The sequence below is a fragment of the Mesorhizobium sp. L2C066B000 genome (genome assembly GCF_000502335.1).
Classification (GTDB): domain Bacteria; phylum Pseudomonadota; class Alphaproteobacteria; order Rhizobiales; family Rhizobiaceae; genus Mesorhizobium.
The window spans coordinates 69,081-91,913 of sequence record NZ_AYWZ01000014.1 but is presented as its reverse complement, the minus strand read 5'-3'; the positions used below and the strand labels follow the sequence as shown (position 1 = coordinate 91,913).

The 22,833-nt window shown below is 63.9% G+C and carries 16 protein-coding genes and 1 pseudogene; 10 read left to right on the top strand and 7 right to left on the bottom strand.

What is annotated here, in order from left to right:
• Positions 1-25 precede the first annotated feature (25 nt).
• Genes X733_RS142230 through X733_RS142260 form a run of 7 tightly spaced genes read left to right on the top strand, consistent with a single transcriptional unit; the run spans position 26 to position 5,779 of the window.
• Entirely contained in the window at positions 26-817 is a 792-nt protein-coding gene (locus X733_RS142230) for an ABC transporter permease (RefSeq protein ID WP_023819649.1), read from the top strand.
• Positions 814-1,887 (top strand): ABC transporter ATP-binding protein, encoded by a 1,074-nt coding sequence (locus X733_RS142235; RefSeq protein ID WP_023819648.1) that lies wholly within the window; start codon positions 814-816, stop codon positions 1,885-1,887. The genes X733_RS142230 and X733_RS142235 overlap by 4 nt, the downstream gene beginning before the upstream one ends.
• 10 nt (positions 1,888-1,897) lie before the next feature.
• Complete coding sequence (locus X733_RS142240; protein ID WP_023819647.1) at positions 1,898-3,172, top strand: glycosyltransferase; 1,275 nt, start codon at positions 1,898-1,900, stop codon at positions 3,170-3,172.
• On the top strand, positions 3,169-3,519 hold the full coding sequence (locus tag X733_RS142245) for a cupin domain-containing protein (RefSeq protein ID WP_023819646.1): 351 nt from the start codon (positions 3,169-3,171) through the stop codon (positions 3,517-3,519). Before X733_RS142240 ends, X733_RS142245 begins: the two co-directional genes overlap by 4 nt.
• A 21-nt stretch (positions 3,520-3,540) precedes the next feature.
• Complete coding sequence (locus X733_RS142250; RefSeq protein WP_023672950.1) at positions 3,541-3,882, top strand: cupin domain-containing protein; 342 nt, start codon at positions 3,541-3,543, stop codon at positions 3,880-3,882.
• 23 nt (positions 3,883-3,905) lie between these two features.
• Positions 3,906-4,250, top strand: a complete 345-nt coding sequence (locus tag X733_RS142255; RefSeq protein WP_027059488.1) for a cupin domain-containing protein — start codon at positions 3,906-3,908, stop codon at positions 4,248-4,250.
• 20 nt (positions 4,251-4,270) lie between these two features.
• The gene (locus tag X733_RS142260) at positions 4,271-5,779 is read left to right on the top strand and encodes an aldehyde dehydrogenase family protein (RefSeq protein ID WP_023819644.1); all 1,509 of its coding nucleotides are present in this window, start codon (positions 4,271-4,273) and stop codon (positions 5,777-5,779) included.
• A gap of 55 nt (positions 5,780-5,834) precedes the next feature.
• Here X733_RS142260 and X733_RS142265 read toward each other — a convergent pair whose 3' ends face one another.
• On the bottom strand, positions 5,835-6,383 hold the full coding sequence (locus tag X733_RS142265; protein ID WP_031193829.1) for an invasion associated locus B family protein: 549 nt from the start codon (positions 6,381-6,383) through the stop codon (positions 5,835-5,837).
• Positions 6,384-6,540: 157 nt separating this feature from the next.
• Here X733_RS142265 and X733_RS142270 point away from each other — a divergent pair, with 157 nt between their 5' ends.
• Together X733_RS142270 and X733_RS1000000169765 are read left to right on the top strand one after the other, a co-directional pair.
• The gene (locus X733_RS142270) at positions 6,541-16,425 is read left to right on the top strand and encodes an inverse autotransporter beta domain-containing protein (protein ID WP_348625872.1); all 9,885 of its coding nucleotides are present in this window, start codon (positions 6,541-6,543) and stop codon (positions 16,423-16,425) included.
• Positions 16,311-16,664 (top strand): annotated as a pseudogene (locus tag X733_RS1000000169765) (NAD-binding protein); the annotation flags it as partial. The gene X733_RS142270 and the pseudogene X733_RS1000000169765, both read left to right, overlap by 115 nt.
• 22 nt (positions 16,665-16,686) lie before the next feature.
• On the opposite strand, the gene X733_RS142280 reads toward X733_RS1000000169765, so the two are convergent.
• Positions 16,687-17,496, bottom strand: coding sequence for a helix-turn-helix transcriptional regulator (locus X733_RS142280; protein ID WP_023819641.1), 810 nt, complete (start codon positions 17,494-17,496; stop codon positions 16,687-16,689).
• A 111-nt stretch (positions 17,497-17,607) separates the two neighbouring features.
• On the opposite strand from X733_RS142280, the gene X733_RS142285 reads away from it, so the two are divergent.
• Entirely contained in the window at positions 17,608-18,528 is a 921-nt protein-coding gene (locus X733_RS142285; RefSeq protein ID WP_023751415.1) for a zinc-binding dehydrogenase, read from the top strand.
• A gap of 15 nt (positions 18,529-18,543) precedes the next feature.
• Here X733_RS142285 and X733_RS142290 read toward each other — a convergent pair whose 3' ends face one another.
• From X733_RS142290 to X733_RS1000000168570, 5 genes are all read right to left on the bottom strand, one after another.
• Positions 18,544-19,296 carry an SDR family oxidoreductase gene (locus X733_RS142290; protein WP_023669777.1) on the bottom strand — a complete coding sequence of 251 codons (753 nt, stop codon included), beginning with the start codon at positions 19,294-19,296 and terminating at the stop codon, positions 18,544-18,546.
• A gap of 130 nt (positions 19,297-19,426) precedes the next feature.
• Positions 19,427-21,703 carry a transglycosylase domain-containing protein gene (locus X733_RS142295; RefSeq protein ID WP_023819640.1) on the bottom strand — a complete coding sequence of 759 codons (2,277 nt, stop codon included), beginning with the start codon at positions 21,701-21,703 and terminating at the stop codon, positions 19,427-19,429.
• 183 nt (positions 21,704-21,886) lie between these two features.
• On the bottom strand, positions 21,887-22,297 hold the full coding sequence (locus tag X733_RS142300) for a type II toxin-antitoxin system HicB family antitoxin (protein ID WP_023669779.1): 411 nt from the start codon (positions 22,295-22,297) through the stop codon (positions 21,887-21,889).
• A 63-nt stretch (positions 22,298-22,360) separates the two neighbouring features.
• Complete coding sequence (locus X733_RS142305; RefSeq protein ID WP_023669780.1) at positions 22,361-22,543, bottom strand: type II toxin-antitoxin system HicA family toxin; 183 nt, start codon at positions 22,541-22,543, stop codon at positions 22,361-22,363.
• Between the two features lie 143 nt (positions 22,544-22,686).
• Complete coding sequence (locus tag X733_RS1000000168570) at positions 22,687-22,833, bottom strand: hypothetical protein (protein ID WP_023683048.1); 147 nt, start codon at positions 22,831-22,833, stop codon at positions 22,687-22,689.

Here is a 22,833-nt window from a genome sequence, read left to right as displayed (position 1 = left end):
GCCTTCCAATTGTCGGAGGCCGGCGATGACCCATTCATTCACCCGTACGCTCGGCATGCGGACGATCCTCACCCTCGTCTTCGCCTTCCTCTACATCCCGATCGCCGTGCTGGTGGCGCTGTCCTTCAACGAAGGCGGATTGCCGACGGCATGGTCGGGCTTTTCGCTGAAATGGTATGCCTCGCTGGCCGGCAATTCCGCCATCCTTTCCGCTGCGCTCAACACGCTGATCGTGGCGTTGGTCTCCACGGCCATCGCCACGCTGCTCGGCACGCTGCTGGCCATCGGCATCGAGATGCGCCGGCAATACGGCAAAGGTCTCGAGGCGCTGATCTTCGCACCGATGATCATCCCCGACATCGTCCTGGCGATCGCTCTGCTGTCGTTCTTCTCCATGCTAAACCTGACCATGGGCCTGCACACCATCATCCTCGCCCATGTCGTCTTCAACCTCGCCTTCGTCTGCTCGGTGGTGCGCGCAAGGCTGAAGAGCTTCGACTGGTCGATCGTCGAGGCCTCCGCCGACCTCGGCGCCTCGGCTCTGACCACCTTCCGGCGTGTGACATTGCCGGTCATCGCGCCGGCAGTGATTGCCGGCGCTCTGCTTGCCTTCACGCTCTCGGTCGACGAGTTCATCATCGCCTTCTTCACCGCCGGTGCCGGCCGCGCCTCGACGACGCTGCCGATGCAGATCTACGCCATGATCCGCTTCGGCATCACGCCGGAGATCAACGCGCTGGCGACCATCGTCATGGCGGTCTCCATTACCGCGCTGACCCTGTCGCAGCGGCTCAACCGTGGGATCATCGGCCAATGAGCCAACCGCGCACGCTGCTGGCTATTGATAAAGTGTCGAAGAAGTTCGGCCGGGTCACCGCGGTCGACGGCATCTCGCTCGACATCCGCGAAAACGAGTTCTTCGCGCTGCTTGGACCCTCCGGTTGCGGCAAGACCACGCTGCTGCGCATGCTGGCCGGCTTCGAGACGCCAACCGACGGCCGCATACTGCTCGATGGCAAGGACATCGCCTGGACCCCGCCCAACAAGCGGCCGGTCAATCTGATGTTCCAGTCCTACGCGCTGTTCCCGCATATGAGCGTGCGCGCCAATGTCTCCTACGGGCTGGAGATGGAGCGCTTGCCGAAAGCTGAAATCCGTTCCCGCGTCGACGCCATTCTGGCCACCACCGAGCTTGTCCCCTTCGCCGACCGTAAGCCTGAGCAATTGTCGGGTGGCCAGAAGCAGCGCGTCGCGCTCGCCCGCGCGCTGGTCAAACGGCCTCGGTTGCTGCTGCTCGACGAACCGCTCGGCGCGCTCGACAAGAAACTGCGCGGCGCCATGCAGCTGGAGCTGAAGCGCCTGCAGCACGAAGTCGGCATCACCTTCGTCATCGTCACCCACGACCAGGAAGAGTCACTCGTCATGGCCGACCGCATGGCGGTGCTCAAGGACGGCCAGTTGCTGCAATGCGACGCGCCGCATGCGATCTACGAGCATCCCGCCGACCGTTTCGTCGCCGACTTCATCGGCGTGATGAATTTCGTACCGGGCAAGGTGTCTGCGGATGGCGTGATCGCCGCGAACGGCGCGCGCATTGCCGGCAAGGTTCCCGCCGCGCTTTCACCCGGCGCTTCCGCCGTGGCCTCGGTGCGACCCGAACGCATCCGGCTGTTCCCGTCACCCGAGACCGCCAACCGCACCGCCGGCATGGTCGAGGCGCTGGCCTATCACGGGCTGGACCTGCAACTGCATATCCGCACGCCTCTGTCGCCAAAACCATTTCTGGTGCGCGTCACCGCCGATGCCGCCGACCGCCGGCCGGTCTCGTCGGGCGATCAGGTCGAACTCGGCTGGGACGCCGCCGATGTCAGAATTTTTCAGGAATAGGAGAAGCCTTATGGCGCAGAAGACGATCGCGTTTTTTCCCGAAGCGGCCTACGGCCCGGCGCTCAATTCGGTCGGCATCGCGCAAGCCGTCGAGGCGCTCGGCCATAAGGCAGTGTTCCTGTCCGACCCCGGCTTTGTCGATGTCTACAAGGGTTACGGCTTCGAAGCGCATCCGGTGAACCTGTCGGAGCCGATGCCGCCCGAGCAGATGGCGAAATTCTGGGAAGACTTCATCAACAGCCACATCCCGAACTTCCGCAAATCGCCCTACGATCAGGTCGACAATTACGTGAAGGATTGCTGGACCGCGATCGTCGACAGCGCCAAATGGGCGCAGAAGGATTTGCCGCGAGTCCTGGCCGGCATCAAGCCTGATGTCATTTGCGTCGACAATGTCATCCTGTTTCCGGCCATCAAACAGTTCGGCAAGCCTTGGGTGCGCGTCATCTCCTGCTCGGAAAACGAGATCGAGGATGAGGACATCCCGCCGCATCTCTCCGGTTGCGGCGAGAACGACCATGTCGGCCACCAGCGCTATCGCGATCATTTCAATGCGGTGATCAAGCCCATCCACGACGACTTCAACGCCTTCCTCACCGCAAACAATGAAGCGCCCTACCCAGTCGGCCAATTCTTCGAGGCCTCGCCCTATCTCAATCTGCTGCTCTATCCCGAAGCGGCAAAGTTCAAGCGCCGCCATCCGCTCGACCCGGCAAAGTTCCAGTATCTGGAAGGCTGCGTGCGGCAGGAAAAGCCCTATACCGTGCCGACCTTCCCCGAGAACAATGACGGGCCGCTGCTCTATGTCTCCTTCGGCAGCCTCGGCGCCGGCGATGTCGATTTGTTGAAGCGCATAATCGCAACACTGGGCAAGACCCGTTACCGCGCGCTGGTCAATGTCGGCGGCTACAAGGACCAGTACACGGATGTGCCGGACAACGTCATCGTCGAGAGCTGGTTTCCGCAGCCTTCAGTTATCCCGCAGGCCGATGCCGCAATCCACCATGGCGGCAACAACTCGTTCACAGAGTGCCTCTATTTCGGCAAGCCGGCCATCATCATGCCCTATGTCTGGGACGGCCACGACAACGCCACCCGCGTCCAGGAAACCGGCCACGGCTTCGGCATGCCGCGCTACGACTGGAGCGACGCCCAGCTGATCAGCAGGATCGAAGCCTGCCTGACTGACCCCAAGATGAAGATCAGGCTGGCGAAGACCTCGGCGCAGATGCAGGCCCAGAACGGGCCTGAGAAGGCAGCCGGGCTGCTGGAGGCGCTGCTGTGAACTCCTCCGCCCCGCATCTCTACCAAGCCTCCACCCGCACCGACCTCGTCGACTGGGGCGCCCAGTCCGACGCGCTGGACGGCGCGTCGCACTCGACCGGCAGGCTTGTCCACAAAGGACCCAACAACCAGCCGGAATCCGGCATCTGGGTCTGCACGCCCGGCCGCTGGCGGCTCTCGATTCCGCGCGACGAATTGTGCCATTTCGTCGCCGGCCGCGCGAGCTACCGGTCGGATGCCGGGGAGGTGGTAGAAGTCGCAGCCGGGACCGTGGTCATGTTCCCTGCCGGCTGGACAGGCGAATGCACCGTGCATGAGACCATGCGCAACGTCTACATGCTGGCCTGAACAGCAACGGAGCTTCGCAATATGCCGACACCGCACTGGCCAAAGGCCTCGACCGTGAAACTGGAGGACTGGGGCGGGGGCAGCAACACGCTTGCCGGCTCGCCGCGCGCCTCGGGCAGGATCCTCTCGCAAAACCCGGACGGATCGAGCGAATGCGGCCTGTGGTCGTGCACGCCGGGCAGCCGCAAGGTCACCTTTGCCGCCGACGAGTTCTGCCATTTCCTGTCGGGCCGCGGGACCTATGTCCGCGAGAATGGCGAAGAGATCCCGGTCGAGGCCGGCATGCTGGTGTTCTTCCCCGCTGGCTGGGCCGGCACCTCCACCATCACGCAAACACTGACCAAGGCCTTCATGTGCCGCTGAGCACTTTTTTCAAGGAAATCGCCATGACCACGCCCATCATGCAATCCCCGCTTGCCATCACCGACCTCGTCGACTGGGGCGTCATCCCAACCATGATCGAGGGCGAGTCCCACACCTCGGGCAAGCTGCTCTACAAGGGGCCGGAGGGCCGTTCGGAATGCGGCCTGTGGGTCTGCACCCCCGGCAAATGGCACTGCCATGTCACCCGCGACGAGTTCTGCCACTTCCTCGAGGGCCGCTGCACCTATGTGCACGAATCGGGCGAGGTCATCGAGATCGAGCCGGACACGGCGGCGTTCTTCCCGCAGGACTGGAAAGGCGTCTGCACCGTCCATGAGACGATCAAGAAGGTCTACATGATCCGCTGAGCGGGCTTGAAAGGACGACCATGGATTTCTCCGCTGACCGGCCGACCTTCTTCGTCAATCCGGACTACCGGCCGATGGCCGGCGCGAAAAAACCGGTGATCGATCCGGCGACGCTGGACACGGTCGGCGCGATCGCCGCGGCCAGCGACGGCGAGATCGACGCCGTGCTCACCGCCGCAACCACGGCACAAGCCGCCTGGAAGAAGCTCGATGCCAAGAGCAGGGCCAAACACCTGCATGCCGTCGCCAACGCTATCGAGGCGGCGGACTTCACCCGCTGCGCCGAGCTGATGGTGCGCGAGATGGGCAAGCCCTATCCCGAAGCGATCGGCGAGATCGCCAATTGCGCGCCGATCTTCCGCTACTATGCCGAGATGGCGCGCGACGATGCCGGCAAGATCGCCGGCACGACCCAGGCCGGTTCGTTCCAGTATGCGCGCTACGAGCCGTATGGCGTCTCCGTGCACATCATGCCTTACAACTTCCCGATCCTGCTGATGTGCTGGACCGTCGCGGCCTCGCTTGCCGCCGGCAATGGCTGCGTCATCAAGCCGGCCGAAGCGACGACGCTGTCGACGCTGGACTACATGACGGTGTTCCGTTCACTGCCGGAAGGGCTGGTCGCCTGCCTGCCTGGCACGGCCGCCACCGCGCAGGCGCTGATCGCCTCCGAGCGCACCCACGCTGTCGCCTTCACCGGCTCGGTCGCCGCCGGCAAAGCCGTGGCAGTCGCCTGCGCCGAGGGCATGAAGCCTTGCGTCATCGAAGCCGGCGGCAGCGATCCGCTGATCATCAGCGAGCACGCGCCGCTCGACGTGGCGGCAGCCGGCAGCGTCACCGCCGCCTTCCACCTGACCGGCCAGGTCTGCACCTCGGCCGAACGCTTCTTTGTCGTCGACTCGGTTCACGATCGCTTCGTCGAGCTGTTCGCCGAGAAGACGCGGGCGCTGCGCATCGGCAATGGCATGGACAAGACCGAGATCGGCCCGCTGGTCAGCGAAGCCGCCCGGGCGAAAGTGATGCGGCTGGTCGATGATGCTATCAGCAACGGCGCTATAGCCGTTGCCGGCGGGCGCATTCCGCCGGCGCACAACACTGGCTGGTTCTACGAGCCAACGATCCTGACCGGCGTCACCCCCAATATGGCGATCGTGCGCGAAGAGTGTTTCGGACCGGTCGCAGCGATCTGCCGCGTAAAGGATTTCGACGAAGCGATCCGGCTTGCCAATGACAGCCCGTTCGGGCTCGGCGCCTCGGTCTTCACCACCGACCTCGCCGAGGCGCATGAGGCGGCCGAGCGGCTCGAGGCCGGCATGGTCTGGGTCAACAACCCGCTGATCGACAATGACGCCCTGCCCTTCGGCGGCTGGAAGGCATCAGGCCTTGGCCGCGAGCTGGGACGCCAGGGACTCGACGCCTTCCGACGCTCCAAGATGGTCGTCATCGACCACAGACCGGCGATCCAGGACTGGTGGTATCCTTACCCCGACAGCTGGTTCCGCGAGACAGGCGGCCGCAAGCATGTGTGAGCCCGGCCAGTCCATAACGTAAGCTGATGCTTACGCATCTGCCGAGATGGGCCGGCTATTTCAACGCTTGAAGCTTGTCGATCGCGGCAGTGAATCCGGCAAGCGAGACCGGAATGGTGACCGGCTTGCGCGTCACCGACTCGATGCCGATGTTCAGGTTGGTTCCCGATTTCATCGCCTTGACGAGGTCCGCCGACAAAGGGGTCGCGGCATAGGCGCCGTTCTGGTCGCTGGTCTGGATGGCAATGGTCGTCTTCTGCCCCTGGTCGATCTGGTACGAGGCGCCGGAAGGCAGGAACAGCCCGTGCGGCAAGGCCAGCAGCATCGCGAGGTTGCCATTGCCGTTGTCGCGGCGAACCGTAACGGTAAGAACGCGCTGCCCCGTCTTGGCCTCGGTAAGGTTTTGCGAAACCTGGCATTGAAGCTCGGTTCCGGTTGATCCGCTGGAGCAGTTTAGCGCCCACGGATTGCCTTCTGCAGGCTTTGTCTCGGCAGATTTGGTTGACTTCGGCTCTTCGGCAAGCGCCGACCCTGCCGACACGACCAGCCATAGCGCGCCGACCCAGGCGGCCCGCCCACAAACGGTTCTCAGCAATGAAGCCACCCGATCCTCGTTGTGTCAGGGTTTCGCCGAGCGCGTTGATACAACAGCCGAGCCTGGCGGGGAAGCCAATACGGTACATGAGCGCCGGCTAAATTACTGTTGCTGGATTACCACAATAAACAACTTTGAAATCTTGTATGTGTAAAGCAAACAATCGATGCTCGCTATACACTGGGATTCGGATAGTATTATCGACGGAGCGTGTACTCGTCGGGGTTCGCAAAGGATGGATACGACCGAGAAAACTCGGCAGATCAATGACATGGCGACGCACGGAAGAAGGTTCCGGGCGAATACCAAGTATCGCCGGTCAGGTTTTTCCAGACATCTCTGGAAGACGACTGCGCTGTCCACTCTGGCACTTGCCCTTTCCGGCATAGCCGCCCATGCCGGCGACACCGGACTGTGGCAGCCGCAGGTCCGCGCCATCATCGGCGCCAACAACAATGGCGGCAACACGGCGATCGAGGGTTTCCTGCCGCTGAAGCAGAACCTCGAATCCGTTCTCTTTCTCGATGTGCGCTCGAAATACGATTTCGACGACGGCTTCGGCCAGGACGTCGGCCTCGGCGTTCGCCGCATCGTCAATCCGGATCTGATGATCGGCGGCTACGCCTATCTCAACATCCAGAACCAGGACAGTCACCAGTTCGTCGCCTCGACGCTCGGCCTCGAGGCCATCACCTCAAAATACGATGCGCACGTAAACGTCTATCTGCCGATCAGCGGCGACCGCAGCACGGCCGGGCAAGAGTCGAGCCTGTCGCTGGTCGGGCATCAGCTGATCGAGCAGATATCGGCCATCGCCCACCGCGATTACGCGGCCTGGGGCATCGAGGGCGAGGTCGGCGTTCAGGTGCCGCTCAACCTGCCCGAGAACCATTCACTGCGTTTCGATGTCGGCGCCTACCATTTCGGCGATCCCGACGGCGACGACGGCAGCATCACCGGCGCCAAGGCCGGCCTGGAATATTCGATCGGCGACGTCATCGGCAAAGGCACGTCGCTGACCTTCACCGGCGAGGTGCGCAACGACAACCGCGATGACACCCAGTTCGCCGGCAGCATCCGGCTGACGGTGCCGCTCAACGCTTTCGACAAGGGCTCGTCTTCGGCCGATGACGGCGCCGAGCCGGTCTATCCGGTCAGCCCCGGCCTGCGCAAACGCGTCAACGAGCGCGTGCGCGGCGACATCGGCGTTCGCATCGAGAGCCAGGACAAAGTTACCGGCACGTCGACGCGGGTGGCGATCAATGCCGCCACCAACACGGCATTCGGCCAGTTCTTCTTCGCCGATGGTGACAACGACGCGCTCGGCCTCGGCACGATCGGCGACCCGACCACGCTCGACAATGCAGTCGCCGGCGCCGGCGCTAACGGCCTCGTCGTCGCGCTGGGCGGCAAGGGCAACATTACGACAGCCGGCGTGACGCTCGCCAACGGACAGACCGTTATCGGCGGTGGCGGCGGTGTCCAGGCGCGGCTCGCCGACGGCAGCATCGGCACCTACAATTTCGGCGGCTCCAACGGCACCATCCAGGGCACCAACCCCGCCAACAACGTCCTGACGCTCGCCAATGGCAACACGCTGAGCGGTATCACCATCACCGGCGGCAAGGACGGCATCTTCGGCAACAACATCGCCGGCGCCACGCTGACCAACGTCACGGTCACCGGCACCGGCGGCCACGGCGCCGACTTCACCGGCACCTCGACCGGCGTCAATGGTTCGAACTTCACCGCGACCGGCAACGGCCTCGACGGATTGTATATCGAAGGCGACGGCACCTATAACTTCACCGGCACGACGCTGCTGCAGGGCAATGGCGACGACGGCCTGGATATAACCGGCCACGGCACCTACACTTTCGCCACCCTCAACGCGCTCGACAACAACGATGCCGGCATTACCGTGAAGGGCACCGGGGTCGCCGGCTCGATCACCATCACCGGTGGCCAGGTGTCGGGCAACAAGGCGCTCGGCGACGACGGCGTCGGTGTCTTCATCGATCCGATCACCGCCCATATCGTGCTGGATTCGATCACCCAGACCGGCGGCGCATCGGGCGTCGTGCTCGAGAATCTTTCGGGCAGCTTCACCGTCAACGGCGCGACGACGATCTCGAACACGACCGGACCCGCCATCGCGATCACGGAATCGCCGGCGGCGATCCGTTTCGGCGACATCAACATCACCAATCCCGGCTCGGACGGCATGGTGTTTGCGGGCGCCAACACATCGATAATTGCCGGCAACATCGTCATTGCTGGCCTCGGCTCCGGCGTCGGCCTCGATTTCTCCGGCAGCCAGACCAATTTCAGGGCGCAGTCGCTCAACATCACTGGCACAGGCGCCGCCGGCTCGATCGGCATCGATCTGTCTTCGCCGAGCGCGGGCGGGGCGACGATCGTCATCACCGATGGCGGCGCGATCGCCAATGTCGATACCGGCGTGCGCTTCGGCATATCCGGCTCGCTGGCCAATTCGGCCAATGCCCAATTCAGTTTCGGCGGCGGCTCGATTGCCGGCATCACCGCCTCCCTCGACGCGCGGGGGCTCAACCAGACGCTCGGGCTCTATGCTTTCGGCTCGACGACCTTCAGCGGCCCGCAGCTGTTCGACCAACAGAATGTGATTTTCGTCGGCGGCGTCGGATCATTGGGTGACGGCTCTTCCACGTCTAGTCTGCTTGCGATTAACCAGGCTGACCTTATCACCAACGGCACCGCGATCTTCGTGCTGGTCAATGACGGGACGCCCATCGACGCCTCTGGCGGCTTCTCGCTGAGTGCCGGACAGACAATGGCTTCGTTCGGCAACGGGCGTACTTTCTCGCTCGGCGGCATTCCCGTCAACGTCACCGGTGACAACGTCAAGCATGACCAGGCCGTCTCGGATCCAGGCGGCGCAGCCACGCTGACCAATACCGGCACCGGCGACGCCGTGACGCTGGCCAACAACACGTCGCTGCTCGACTTCAACATCGCCGGTGTGGCGAACGGCAATGGCGTGCATGGCAGCGGCGTCAGCAATGTCACGATGTCGGGGCTGAATGTTTCAGGCGCCAGCCTGAACGGCGTGCTGTTCGATGCCGCCATCAACAATGTTTCCGCCGACAATTTGAACTCAAGCGGCAATACCGGCAGCGGCCTGCTCATCGACAATGGTGGCGGAACTTACAGTTTCACCGGCACGACGACACTCTCGAACAATACCGGCCACGGCCTGTTCATCGTCAGCGGCGGAAACTATGGATTCGAGACGCTCGATGCAAAGGACAATGGCGGCTTAGGCATCTTCGTCAACTCGACGGGCGGCGGAAGCCTGACGACGACCGGCGGCACGGTTTCGGGCAACGGCCTCCAGGCCGTCTATGTCGTCACTTTCGGGCTTATCAACCCGATGGCGCTCAATGTCACGCTGGACACGGTGAGCCAGTCCGGCGGACAGAGTGGAATCGGCCTGGGCAACGTCGGCGGCAATTTCTCCGTTACCGGCACGACGACGACCTCCAACACCCTTTTCGACGGCATTTTCATCACAAACAGCGCCGCCACGGTTGATTTCGGCGGCGCGGCCACCATCACCCAGCCATCGCGCGACGGCATCTCGATCAACAACAGTTCCGGCGCCACCACGTTCGGCACGGTGACGATCAACCAGGCCGGCGTGAACGGGATCCTCCTCAATGGCAATTCCGGCGCGGTAACGTTCGGCGACGCCAGCATCGGCCAGCCGACCCAGAGCGGCATCGACGTCCAGGGCGCCAACGGCACGATCAGCTTCGCCAACATCGACATCACCGGCCTGCCCACAGGCAAGACCGGGCTCGACCTGTCGGGCAGCCAGTCGACCTTCACCGCCACGTCGCTCGACATTGCCGGAGCTGGCACTTCCACGGGCATCGACCTTTCCGGCACCACCGGCGGCTCGGTGACGATCGGCACCGGTGTGATCTCTGCCGGCACCGGCGTCCAGATGGGCACCAACGGCGCGGCAGGCACCGGCGCAAACACGACCTTCTCGTTCGGCGCCGGTGTCGGCACCAGTTCGATCACCGGGACGACCGCCTCGCTCGACATGCGCGGCCTGCTAGCCGGCAACGGCACCTATGCCTTCAACGCCACCCATCTGGTCGGCCCGCAGCTGTTCGACACCGCCAACGTCATCTTCGTCGGCGCAGCAAACACCGGGACCGGTTCCGGCGCGAGCGTTGGCGACCTTATCAACGCCGACGCCGCCGACGGTCTGACGACCGACGCCAACACCATCTTCGTCCTTGTCAACAACGGCGCTGGAACCATCAACACCGATGCCGACGGCTTCACGCTTGCCGACGGCCAGCAGATCGTCTCCTTCGCCAACGGCAACACCGTCGCTCTCGGCGGGCCGCCGGCCAACGTCACCGGCGCCGAGGTGGTTACTTCGGGCACCCAGGTCGATCCGTTCGGCAATGGCGCCGCCACTCTCAACAACTCGGCCGGCAGCACCATCGATCTCGCCAACGGCAACCGCGTCGCCGACCTCAGCGTCAGCAATGCGGGTTCGGGCTCGGCGATCAACGGATCGAATCTAAACGCGGCCACCATCACCGGGGTGACGATCAGCAGCGCCGTAACCGGCATCGACCTGACCGGCGCAACGGGTGCGATCAACATCACCAACACGACGATGGGCGGCGTCAGCGGCACCGGCCTGCTGGCCAGCAACTTCGGCGACACCGGCACCTTCAACAATTTGGATATCACCGGCGCCGGTATCGGCGTCAGCGTCACGGGCGGTTCCACGGGCACGCTGACCTTCGACAATGCGAGTTCGATCGCCGGCACGACGGGCACGGCGCTCAGCATTCTTGGAGCAACGCCTAACCTCACCTACAACGGCACCATCAATCAGACGAGTGCCGCGAGCGCGGTCATGATCAGCGGCATGACCGGCGGCTCCGCCACCTTCGCCGGCCAAATCACCGCCAGCACCGGCGCGGCCAACGCCATCGACCTGACCGGCAATGCCGGCGGCACGATCAATTTCACCGGCGGGCTCGACCTCACCACCGATGGCGGCCTTGCCTTCAGCGCCATCAATGGCGGCACGCTCACCGTCACCGGCACCAACACGACCGCATCTGGGCTCGGCCCTGTCGAAAACGGCATCCATCTCGGTGGCGCCGGCGGTTTGACCATCGGCGCAGGCGGCGTCATTTTCGACAGCGTCACCGTCGACGGCTCAGGCGGCGCCGTGCAGACCGGCATCCTCATCGAAAACACCAGCGGCGGCAGCGTCACCTTCGGCGCTGTCGACATCAATCGCGTCAATGGCGACGCCATCCGCCTCACCAACGTGGCCAACGCCGTTACCTTCAATGGCACGACGACGATCGACACGGTTGTTGGCGGTGGCCCCGGCTTCGGGGTGCAAGGCAGCGCCGCGACGGTCAATGTCAACAATCTGGTGACGACGCTGGTTTCGGGCGACGACGTCAGCCTGACCAACAACACCGGCACGATCAACATCGGCGGCACCATCACCGGTTCCGGCACCGGCAACGGCGTCGTGGTTTTTGGCGGCAGCGCCGCGATCACGGTCTCGGCCAACATCTCCAGCTCGGCAACAGCACCAGGCACGGCGGTCAAGATCGACGGCACCATCGGCGGCTCGGCCCAGTTCAGCGGCAGCGTCACGTCGACCGGCACCGGAAATCTGTTCGCCATCGGCTCGACATTGCCCCCGGCAGGCGGTGCGTTCAGCTTCACCGGCCCGACCCTGTCGGCGAGCGGTGGCGGCGGCGCGGTGGTCGGTGGCCTGATCGGCACCGCAACGTTGAATGTTACCACCCCGCTATCGATCACCAATGCCTTGGGCACCGGCCTGTCCGTCTTCGGTGTCGCGAGCACCGCATCGGCAACCTTCGGGGCGGTGACCGTGACGGGCGCCGGCGGCTTCGGCATCAACATTGTCGGCAATGCCGGCCCGGTGACCTTCGGCACGACCCAGGTCACGCTGGGCACCACGAGCGGCACTGCCGGCATCAACTTCGCCGGCACCAACAACGATGTCAGCTTCGGCACGACCACCATCGACGATGTCGGCGCCAACCAGACCGGCATCGACTTCAGCGGCTCCTCGACGACGGCCGATTTCGGCCTGACGACGATCACCGGCCTGGGCGACCTGACCTCGCGCGGCATCGACCTGTCGTCGGCCACCGGCAACAAGGTCATCACCTTCCTGCAGGGCTCGAAGATCGACAATGTCGGCATCGGCGTCGAATTGTCGTCCGGCCAGACCACGGCGACCTCCGCCAATGCCAACTTCACCTTCGGCGACGGCGATTCGACCGACGGGCTGGAATCCTTCATCATCGCCGCCGCCGGCGGCTTCACCGTCAACACGGTCGGTCTCGATCCGACGCTCGGCAACTACGATTTCGACGACGTGTTCTTCACCGGCAGCGCCAACCTCGCCACCGCGCCCGGTTCGATCACGCTGGTCTCGCAGTCGGGCGGCTTCATCGCCGCCGGCACGACCGGCAATCTCAGCATGGGCGTCAACACCATTTCGCTCGCCGCCGCCGATGCGCTGACCGGCACGCAGAACTTCGCCTTCGTCGGCACGATCAATCTCGGCGCCACCGCCTTCACGCTCGATTCCGGCCAGACGATCACCGGCTTCGGCAACAGCAATGTGGTTTCGACCGGCACGATCCAGCCGGCCAACGTCCAGGGCAATCTCGGCGCCATCGGCGGCAACATCACCGGCGACGAGGCCGTGGTCAGCGGGACGGCCAACCTGATGCAATTGCTCGGCGACAACGCCGTGCGCCACACCGCTTTCGACTTCAGCAGCGCGACCGGTGCCGCCTTCCTCATCGATCAGAGCGCGGTCGGCTTCAGCAATGCCAGCGGCATCACCATCGAAGGCGTGACGATCAGCAACGTCGCCGCTGGTCAGACGGCCATCCAGGTCGCCGGCCTCAACGGCAATCTGTCGATCATCAACAACAACATCAACGTTGCCGGCACGCTGCTCGACGTCAACGGCGGCACCGGCACCATTTCGGTGTCGCGCGGCATCCTGCCCAACAGCGCCACTCCGGGAACGCTGACCGGTGGCGGCATCAATATCGCCAACCGCACCGGCGGCGCGGTGACCTTCACCGACCAGGTGACGATCACCGGCGGCAACGGCGTTTCGATTTCGGGCGGCAGCGCGGCAGCTGCGGTCAACTTCAATGGCGGCCTCGACATCACGACATCGTTGGCCACCGGCCTCAGCCTTTCGGGACTGAATGGCCTCACCGTCGCCAATGCCGGTTCGACGACGATCAACGCCACGGGCCAGACCGCGCTGTCGCTGCAAGGCACACTCGGCGCCGGCGGCGTCAATTTCGACAGCATCACCTCGAGCGGCGCCACCAGCGGCATCATCCTCAACGGCGTCACCGGGGCGGTGAATGTTTCCGGCGCAACCAGCATCACCGGCACCGGCAGCTTCGGCATCGACGTCACCGGCGCCAACACCGGCACTTTCAACTTCAACACGGTGACGGTGAACAACGTCGCGACGACCGGCGGCGGCATCAACTGGGTCAGCGGCAACCTCAACATCGCCGGCCTCGCCAACATCGACACGAGCAGCGGCGTCGGCTTCTCGCAAAGCGCCGGCACGGTGAACTTCCTCAACGGCCTGACCATCGATACCACCAGCGGCACCGGCATTGTCGGGACCGGTGGCGTTATGGGCATCACCGCTTCCGCTGCAGCCCAGACGGTAAATTCGACCAGCGGTCAGTCGATCAGCCTCACCAACGTCGCCGCCAGCATTGCGCTTGACTCGACCTCGTCGGGCGGCGGCACCAACAATGTTGGCCTGGCCAATGTCACCGGAACAGTCAGCCTCGGATCCGGCGCATTGAGCGGCGCTTCGGGCGTCGCATTCCTGGTCAATGGCGGCGCTGCGACCGTCAGCTATGGCGGCTCCGTCACCAAGACCACCGCCGGCAAGATCGTCGACATCTCCGGCGTCACCGGCGGTTCGGTCACACTGTCCGGCGCGCTCAGCGCCACCGGCGGTTTCGACAATGGTATCTATGTCCACGGCAACTCCGGCGGGACCATCACTCTCAGCGGTGGCACGAAGACGCTGACCACTGGCGCCAATACGGCGGTCGACTTGACGACCAACACCGGCGCGACGATCAACTTCGATACGGGTGGCCTGGTGATTACCACCACCTCCGGCACGGGCTTCAACGCCAGCGGCGGTGGCACGGTCAGCGTCGGCGCGCTCCTCAGCGACAACAGCATCACCACGACGGCCGGCGGCACCGCGTTGAACCTCAATGGCGTTACGATTGGCGCTGCGGGCATGAATTTCGACAGTGTTTCGGCCACTGCCGCCGCAACCGGCATCTCGCTGACCAATATCGCCTCGTCGGGCGGCGGGGCCATCATTCTCGGCACGGTCAACCTGCAAGGCATGACCACGCGTGGTGTCGATGTTTCCGGCACGCTTGGCGCGGCGCTGTCCTTCAACGATCTCGACATCGGCCTGAACAGCACCACGGGCGTGGCCTTCGACCTCAACGGTGCCACCATCAATGCGGCGGTGACGGCCAATGACTTCGATGTCACCAATGCCGCCGCCGCCGGCACCTCGATCGCCGTCGACCTGCGCGGCGCCATCGGCGGCCAGACGGTGCGCCTCGGTGATGCCGTGGTCGGCGGCGCCAGTTCGAGCATAGCCGGGGTTAACACCGGCGTGTTCCTCAACAGCGCCACCAACCTCGCTTTCACCTATGGCGACGGCGAATCGGCGACCGACCAGCTCTCGACCATCGGCGCCAATGTAGGCATCGACGCCTCCAGTGCGCCGGTTGCCGGCACCTACAACTTCCAGGACGTGAACTTCCAGTCGACCCCGGGCTTGGGCTTCGGTGTCGGCAAGGTCTATTTCGTCGGCGCTTCCGCGACCGGCGACGGCAGCGGCCGCGACCAGAACAATCTGGCGACGCTGACCACCGCCGAAGCGGCAGCAGTGTCGACGGACATTCTCGTCCTCGTCAACGATGGCGGCGTCATCACCGCGGCAGGCAGCAATGGCAACGATACGCTGGCGCTCGCCATCGGCGAGCAGGTGCGCGGCTTCGGCAACGGCAACATCAACCTGGCGCTGACGGTGCCCTCCACCATCCAGCTGGCCAGCAACAGCATCTCGATCATCGACCAGACGCCCAATGGCGCCGCGACGCTGACGACGAGCGCCGGCAACAATGTCATTACGCTCGGCGCCAGCGGCAACATCATCGACGGCTTCATCCTCGATGGCAGCCCGGCGGGTGCCGCGCGTGGCGTCAAGGACAATGGCGCGGGTGCTGCGAATACCGTCATCAGCAACATGACTATCCGCAATTTTGCCACGCAGGGTATCGAGATCACGCCGTCGAACAGCACGAAGATCAACAACGTTGCTTTCTCCGGCAACGCCAGCGATGTGTGGCTGAACGCGTCCAACAGCACCATCACCAACGTCACCAGCACCGGCGCCACCGGCATTGCTTTCAAACTCGACAACACCGCCGGCACGACGACGCTGACCAACGTCAACATCACCACCGCAGCGACCGGCACCGGCATCGCCTTCGGCGGCGCGTCGGGCGCTGGCGGCACGATTGCCGGTACCAATGTCGACATATCGGGCGGCAGCGGCCTTTCGGTGACCGGCGGCAACGCGGTGATCAGCTTCGACGGCGCCAGCTCCATCATCAGCACGTCGGGCGCGGCGGCCACGATCTCGACCCGCGCTGGCGGCAGCTTCACCTTCGCCGGCTCGGTGATCGCCAACGGCGCTGCGAGCGGCATCAGCATTTCCGGCGCGACGGCGGCCAATACGGTGAGCTTCACCGGTACGGTCGATCTCGGCACCACGACGCCGACAAGACGCTGGCGAGGCTCAGAGACGACGGCGTCGAGATCGTCTCCGGCAATGCAGCCAGTGCGGGCGTTTTTGCCGCCGCCAATCCGCAGGGGGCCAAACGCTTGATCCTTGCCATCCCCAACGCGTTCGAGGCCGGGCAGATCGTGCTCAGGGCACGCGCCGCCAACCCCGGCATCAACGTCATTGCGCGGGCTCATTCCGACGCCGAGGTCGAGCATCTGAAGGGGCTCGGCGCCGACACCGTCATCATGGGCGAACGCGAGATCGCCCGCGGTATCGTGCAAGAAGTGCTGGAGCAAAAGCTGATGCCGCGCCCCGAAGCCATTGAGCCCTCCCCGGCCTGAGGCTTGCCCACAGGCGCGTTGATCACGCCACGAAGGCGGAGCCGCCATTGTGCGCGACGCTGGCGAGATACTTTGCCGGCGGCTTGCCGAGCGCTTTCTTGAACATGGTGATGAAGGCGGTGACGGAGGCGTAGCCGAGATCGCCCGAAACCTGCTGGACACTCGCACCGGAGGCCAGCTCCCGTATGGCGACGATCAGGTGCAATTGCTGGCGCCAGCGGCCGAAGCTCAGTCCGGTCTGCTTCACCACAAGACGGGCGAGACTGCTTTCTGAGAGCGCGACGCGACTGGCCCACTCTGCAAGCGTGCTGCGGTCGGCAGGGTCCTGCGCCAATGCTTCCGCGATCCGCCGCAAGCGCGGCTCGGCGGAGATCGGCAGATGCAGTTGCTGGACAGGCATGCGCGGCAGTTCGGAGAGCAGCATCCCAGTCAAAAGCGCGTCCTTCCCTTCGTCTTCCTCCATGCGGTCGGCCAGCTCGATGATCAATTCGCGCAGCAGTGGCGAGATCGACAGCGTGCAGCACCGGTCCGGCAGATCGGCGGCTCCCGGCTCGATATAGACGAAGAAAATCCGCGCATTGGCGGTCGCGATATTGCTGTGTTCCATGCCGCCGGGAATCCACACCCCGCAATGTGGCGGCACCATCCACAGGCCGCTCGGGACGCGGCATGTGACGCCACCGCCGAGCGCGAAGACGAGCTGGCCCTTGCGGTGCCAATGGGTCGCCACTTCCGCTTTGGTTTCGGTGACATCGACGCGAACCGCAATTGCAGGAGCGATCACATCATCGACATCGAAGTCGACCCAGGGGTAGCGGAGAGGCTGTCTCACAATTGACCGCTTTTAGCGACTATTCGCCATGATAGCTAAATTCTTTGATGCGGGAAGTCGATAGGCTCCGGTTCGTGGCTGGCATGTCACAAAGTATCAGGAGGGCTTCCCATGCGCGCGCTCGTCATGTCTCCCGACAACCCCACCAGACTGACGCTCGCCGAGGTCGAGGACCCTCGGCCCCTCCCCAACGAAGCGCTTGTCTCAGTCCACGCTACCTCGTTGAACCGCGGTGAACTGCGCCTGCTCACCATACGCCCGGAAGGCTGGATACCTGGCCAGGACGTGGTTGGAGTGATCAAGCGGGCGGCAGCCGATGGCTCCGGGCCTGCCGTCGGCGCCCGGGTTGTGGCTTTGGTCGACGAGGCCGGCTGGGCCGAACGGGCGGCCGTTCCGACCGACCGTCTCGCCGTCATCCCGGACGAGGTCAGCTTCGGGTCCGCCGCCACGCTTCCGGTCGCGGGCACGACGGCGCTCAGGGTCTTGCGCCATGGCGGCGACCTCGCGGGACAGCAGGTGTTGATCACCGGCGCCAGCGGCGCGGTCGGCCGTTTCCAGATCCAGATCGCCCGCGAGCAAGGCGCCGCGGTGACTGCAATCGCCGCCGCCCGGCACGCCGAGGATCTCCGCGGTCTTGGTGCTCACGAAGTCGTCGAGTCGATCGAACTGGCCGAAGGGCCATTCTCTCTGATCACCGAGTCGGTCGGCGGCCAAAGCCTCGCCCATGCCATCGAACGCGTCGCCCCCGGCGGCACCATCGTCATGTTCGGTTCGAGCAGCGGCGAATTCACGCCGGTTGGCTTCAGACAGTTCGTTCCGGGCCATGAGGGAGCGAGGCTTCAGACTTTCGCCTACTACACATCCGGTCCAGCCATTGGCGCGGACATCGCCTCGCTGCTCGCTCTGGTCGCGGCTGGCCGGCTGGAAACCCGTGTGTCCATGACCGTGCCGTGGACAGACATCGCCCGGGCTCTGGACGCCCTGCGACAGCGCAGCTTCGGCGGCAAGGCTGTTCTCACCATCGCTGAATGAGCAGTCTGTCAGTGCTCAGACGTGCTGGCCGCCATTGATGTGGATTTCCGAGCCCGTCACATAGGACGCCTGCTGCGAGCACAGGAAGAAGATGATGTCGGCGACTTCCGAGGTGGCGCCAAGGCGCCTGAGTGGGATCGTCTCGACGATCTTGTCGGTGCCAGGCGACAGGATCGCGGTGTCGATCTCGCCCGGCGCAATCGCATTGACGCGGATGCCGTGCGGGCCGAAATCATGCGCCATCTCGCGCGTCAGCGAGCCGAGTGCCGCCTTCGAGGTCGCATAGGCGGTGCCGGCGAAAGGATGCACGCGCGTGCCGGCGATCGAGGTGACGTTGACGATCGAGCCTTTCGCTGCAGCAAGCTCCTTGAAGAGGCCACGCGCCAGCATGATCGGCGCGAAGAAATTGACCTGGAACACGTCGCGCCAGACATGCATCGGCGTGTCGATCGAATCCATCCGGCTGTTGCCGTCCTTGAGCTTTGGCGAGATGCCGGCATTGTTGACCAGAGCGTGCAACTGGCCGCCATGCGCCTCGAGCCGGTGACGGATCTCCGAGACGGCGATGCCGACATCTTCCTGGTCGGCGAGATCGACCTTGATGTGATCTTCCGGACCGGCCGGCCACGGACAATCCTCGGCAAAGGCCTGGCGCGAACAGGTGATGACGCGCCAACCCTCACGCGAAAAGCGCTTGACCGTAGCATGTCCGATGCCGCGGCTGGCTCCGGTCAGCACGATGGTTTTTCTGGTGTCGGTCTCAGCCATGTCTGTCACTCCGGCCGGAGATGTAGCCGAATGCCGCGGAGGTGGCGAGAGGCCGAATTGTCACCGCAGCTCTCATATGAGGAACGGATTGCCAGCTAGCCATTGGTTTGAAGCCAGAATGACGAGCCGCTCAGCCGCCGCCGAGAATATCCAGGATTGAGGTTTTCCGCTTCTTGGCCGGGCCGCCGACGCTGCCCGGCGGTACCGGGTGCTTGATCGAGGCCGTGGTGCCGCCGTCGCCCGGCATGTTGAAACCGTCGGCATCGACCGTTTCGGCCGGACGGCGGACCGGTGCTTGTGCCGGTGCAGCAGCAGGTGCCGGCGCGGCAGCAGGCTCCGAACGGCTGACGGCCACGGCAGGCAACGGCGCCGCCTGATTGTTATCGACTGACGGAATATCGTCGGGCACGATGGTATCTGGAGGCGTCGATTTCCAGGTCCCGGGCAGCGGCCTGACCGGCACGCCTTCATGCGCCGCCACCATGAATTCGTGCCAGGCCTGTGCCGGCAACGCGCCACCGGTGACCTTCTTCATCGGCGTGCCGTCATCATTGCCGAACCATACGCCGGTGGTGAGGTTTGCGGTGTAACCGACGAACCAGGCGTCGCGCGAATTCTGGCTGGTTCCGGTCTTGCCGGCAGACGGCCAGGCGAAGGCCGCCTTCTTCGCCGTGCCGATCTCGACCGTGCCAGTCAGCATCGAGTTCATCATGCCGACAATGTTCTGCTTGACGACGCGCGGCGCGCTGCCGCCATTGTCGTCATAGAGCACCTTGCCTTCGGTCGTGGTGATGCGGCGGATGAAATGGATGTCGGGCTTGTAGCCGCCATTGGCGAACGGCACATAGGCCGATGTCAGCTCCAGCGGCGTCACTTCCGAAGTGCCGAGCGCGATCGAGGTGTTGGCGATCAGATCGGACTGGATGCCCATGCGGTGCGCCGCCGCGACCACCGCGTCGGGGCCGACCTCCATGGTCAGCTGTGCCGCGACAGAATTCAGCGATTTCGCCAGCGCGGTCGCCAGCGTCACCTTGCCGAAATATTTGCCGCCGTAATTGTCCGGTGTCCACTTGCCGATCTTGATCGGTGCGTCGTTGCGCACGCTGTCGGGCGTGCGACCAGCTTCCAGCGCGGCCATATAGACGAACGGCTTGAACGCCGAGCCCGGTTGACGGCGTGCTTCGGAGGCGCGGTCGAACTGGCTCGTCGAATAGTCGTAGCCGCCGACCATGGCGCGCACGGCGCCGGAATTGTCGATCGAGACCAGCGCGCCTTGGCTGACATTGAGCTTCTTGCCGCTCTCGTCGATCAGCCGGCGGATCGACTCTTCGGCGAGCTTCTGCAGGTTGAGGTCGACGGTGGTGTCGACGACGATGTCGCTGCGCACGTCGCCGATCAAATCGGGCAGCTCTTCCATGATGGTGTCGGCGACGTAGTTTTCCGAACCGGTCCAGTAGGATGGCGCGCGCGTTGCCGGCGCGCTCATCGCCGAGGCCAGTTCCTTGGCGCTGATCTTGCCTTCGTCGCGCATGGCGGCGAGCACCAGCTGCGAACGCTCCTCCGCCGCCTTCGGATCCCGCGCCGGCGACAGTCGCGACGGCGCCTTCAAGAGGCCGGCGAGAAGGGCCGCCTCCGACAGAGTGACATCGCGCGCGCTCTTGCCGAAATAGCGGCGCGAGGCCGCCTCGACGCCATAGGCGCCGGAGCCGAAATAGACCCGGTTGAGGTACATTTCGAGGATCTGGTCCTTGGTATGCTTGTGCTCCAGCCACAGCGCCAGCAGCACTTCCTGCACCTTGCGCTCCAGCGTGCGGTCGGGCTTCAGGAACAGGTTCTTGGCCAGTTGCTGGGTCAGCGTCGAGCCGCCCTGCGAGAAACGCCGGCCCAGAACATTGGTCACCATGGCGCGTGACAGGCCGATCGGGTCGATGCCGAAATGCGAATAGAAGCGGCGGTCCTCGATGGCGATGACGGCTTCCGGAATGTAGGGCGACATTTCGTGCAGGCCGACCGCCTCGCCGCCGCTCATGCCGCGGTTGGCAAGCAGTTGCCCGTCGACCGAGACGATCTTGATGTTGGGCGCACGGTCGGGGATCGACCAGGTGGTCGCCGCCGGCATCTTGGCGCCGTAATAGACGACGATGCCGGCCACGGCGATGCCGCCCCAGATGCAGAGCACGAAGCACCAGTAGAACATCCGGGCCATCACGCCGAAAAGGCCGCGCCGGGCTTTGCCTCGCTTGCCGCGTGACGATGATTTTGCCTTGGAGGTTTTGCGCGCCGAAGATGATTTGCGATTGGCCGGCACGACCCGATCCTCCTCGTTCACCGAAAAACCGGCCGCGGATTTCGCCTTTGGCGATCCCTCGAAGCTGGGTTCGATGCGACTGTCTCTGCGGTTCGCCATGCGTTGCGCTGTCTTCCCGGTATCAATGGCGCTCGGGTTGGAGGGTAGATGCGGCGGTTTAAGGGCGCGTTAAAGCAGGGTTTATGCACCCTTCTGGAATTCCTTAAGAATTTCTAAAATCCGCTGCCGCTGGCTAACAGGCGTCGGCAACGCGGTACTTTGGCGGGTGCCCGAGATCACTGTTCAAACAGTTTGACGGATCTTGTCTCGCAACGCGGCGGCGACAAAGGCCGATCGGGTGACCCCCAACCGATTGGCTGTTTCGTCAGCCTCGGCGAGCAAACCGGCATCCAACGAGATATTGGCCCGGGCCGGACGGCCGGCATCTCGGATCAAGGGCACGGACATCAAGATAGCGCCAGCGGCGAGCGCTGCTCGAACCTCAGCATCTTCTAAAAGCGCCTCGACTTTGCGAGGAGTGGGGATTTTACGGCCGTCCGCGATTTCTTCAGCCACCCATTCGGCCAACGCGGCCATAGCGTCCTTTACAGCCTCGTCCCGGCTTTCCGACTGCGCGACGCAGCCAGGAGCATCGGGAAACGAGACGCCGACAAAGCCGTCGGCAGCATCCACGAGTGCGACATAGCGAGACATATCTAACAGCTTTCCTTATTCCGACTTTATGTCCATTAGGCTTCGGAACGCGATGAGGTCGGTTTATTCCCAGCCTGCCGCCTTGGCTATAGACCGAGCTACCAACGGCGTCAGAGTCTTGTGGCGAGGAACCATGATCGTCGGCATGCCGTCTTTTTTGTACTTGTCATGCTTCGTGCCGCCGACGTTCTTCCAGCCTTCCCTCTCGAGCCGGGCCTTGACTTTGGCGGTGTTGGTTTCGTTCATTTCTCGGCTCAAATCTATGTGCAAATTTTTGCACATAGTGGAAACGAAAGTCAATCACGATGTGCAAATATTTGCACAAGGAAACTCCCAATCGCCGTAAAATGCCTGGATGACAAATCAGCGCCACCCGCAGGCGGACATCATCAATTCTGCTGGATCGAAATGCCTTTGTCGTCGATCTTCAGCTCCACGCCCTTTGGCTTGGTCTGCTCGTGATAGACATAGATACCTAGCGCAATGACCACGACCAAGAGCGCGCCGATGAGGAGATAGAGGGTGTTCTGTTTCAT

Coding starts and splice junctions, on each gene's coding strand:
- X733_RS142295 (WP_023819640.1), bottom strand. CDS start 21,703: ATGGCGAACCGCAGAGACAGTCGCATCGAACCCAGCTTCGAGGGATCG.
- X733_RS142230 (WP_023819649.1), top strand. CDS start 26: ATGACCCATTCATTCACCCGTACGCTCGGCATGCGGACGATCCTCACC.
- X733_RS142235 (WP_023819648.1), top strand. CDS start 814: ATGAGCCAACCGCGCACGCTGCTGGCTATTGATAAAGTGTCGAAGAAG.
- X733_RS142290 (WP_023669777.1), bottom strand. CDS start 19,296: ATGGCTGAGACCGACACCAGAAAAACCATCGTGCTGACCGGAGCCAGC.
- X733_RS142305 (WP_023669780.1), bottom strand. CDS start 22,543: ATGAACGAAACCAACACCGCCAAAGTCAAGGCCCGGCTCGAGAGGGAA.
- X733_RS142255 (WP_027059488.1), top strand. CDS start 3,906: ATGACCACGCCCATCATGCAATCCCCGCTTGCCATCACCGACCTCGTC.
- X733_RS142250 (WP_023672950.1), top strand. CDS start 3,541: ATGCCGACACCGCACTGGCCAAAGGCCTCGACCGTGAAACTGGAGGAC.
- X733_RS142240 (WP_023819647.1), top strand. CDS start 1,898: ATGGCGCAGAAGACGATCGCGTTTTTTCCCGAAGCGGCCTACGGCCCG.
- X733_RS142285 (WP_023751415.1), top strand. CDS start 17,608: ATGCGCGCGCTCGTCATGTCTCCCGACAACCCCACCAGACTGACGCTC.
- X733_RS142260 (WP_023819644.1), top strand. CDS start 4,271: ATGGATTTCTCCGCTGACCGGCCGACCTTCTTCGTCAATCCGGACTAC.
- X733_RS142270 (WP_348625872.1), top strand. CDS start 6,541: ATGCTCGCTATACACTGGGATTCGGATAGTATTATCGACGGAGCGTGT.
- X733_RS142300 (WP_023669779.1), bottom strand. CDS start 22,297: ATGTCTCGCTATGTCGCACTCGTGGATGCTGCCGACGGCTTTGTCGGC.
- X733_RS1000000168570 (WP_023683048.1), bottom strand. CDS start 22,833: ATGAAACAGAACACCCTCTATCTCCTCATCGGCGCGCTCTTGGTCGTG.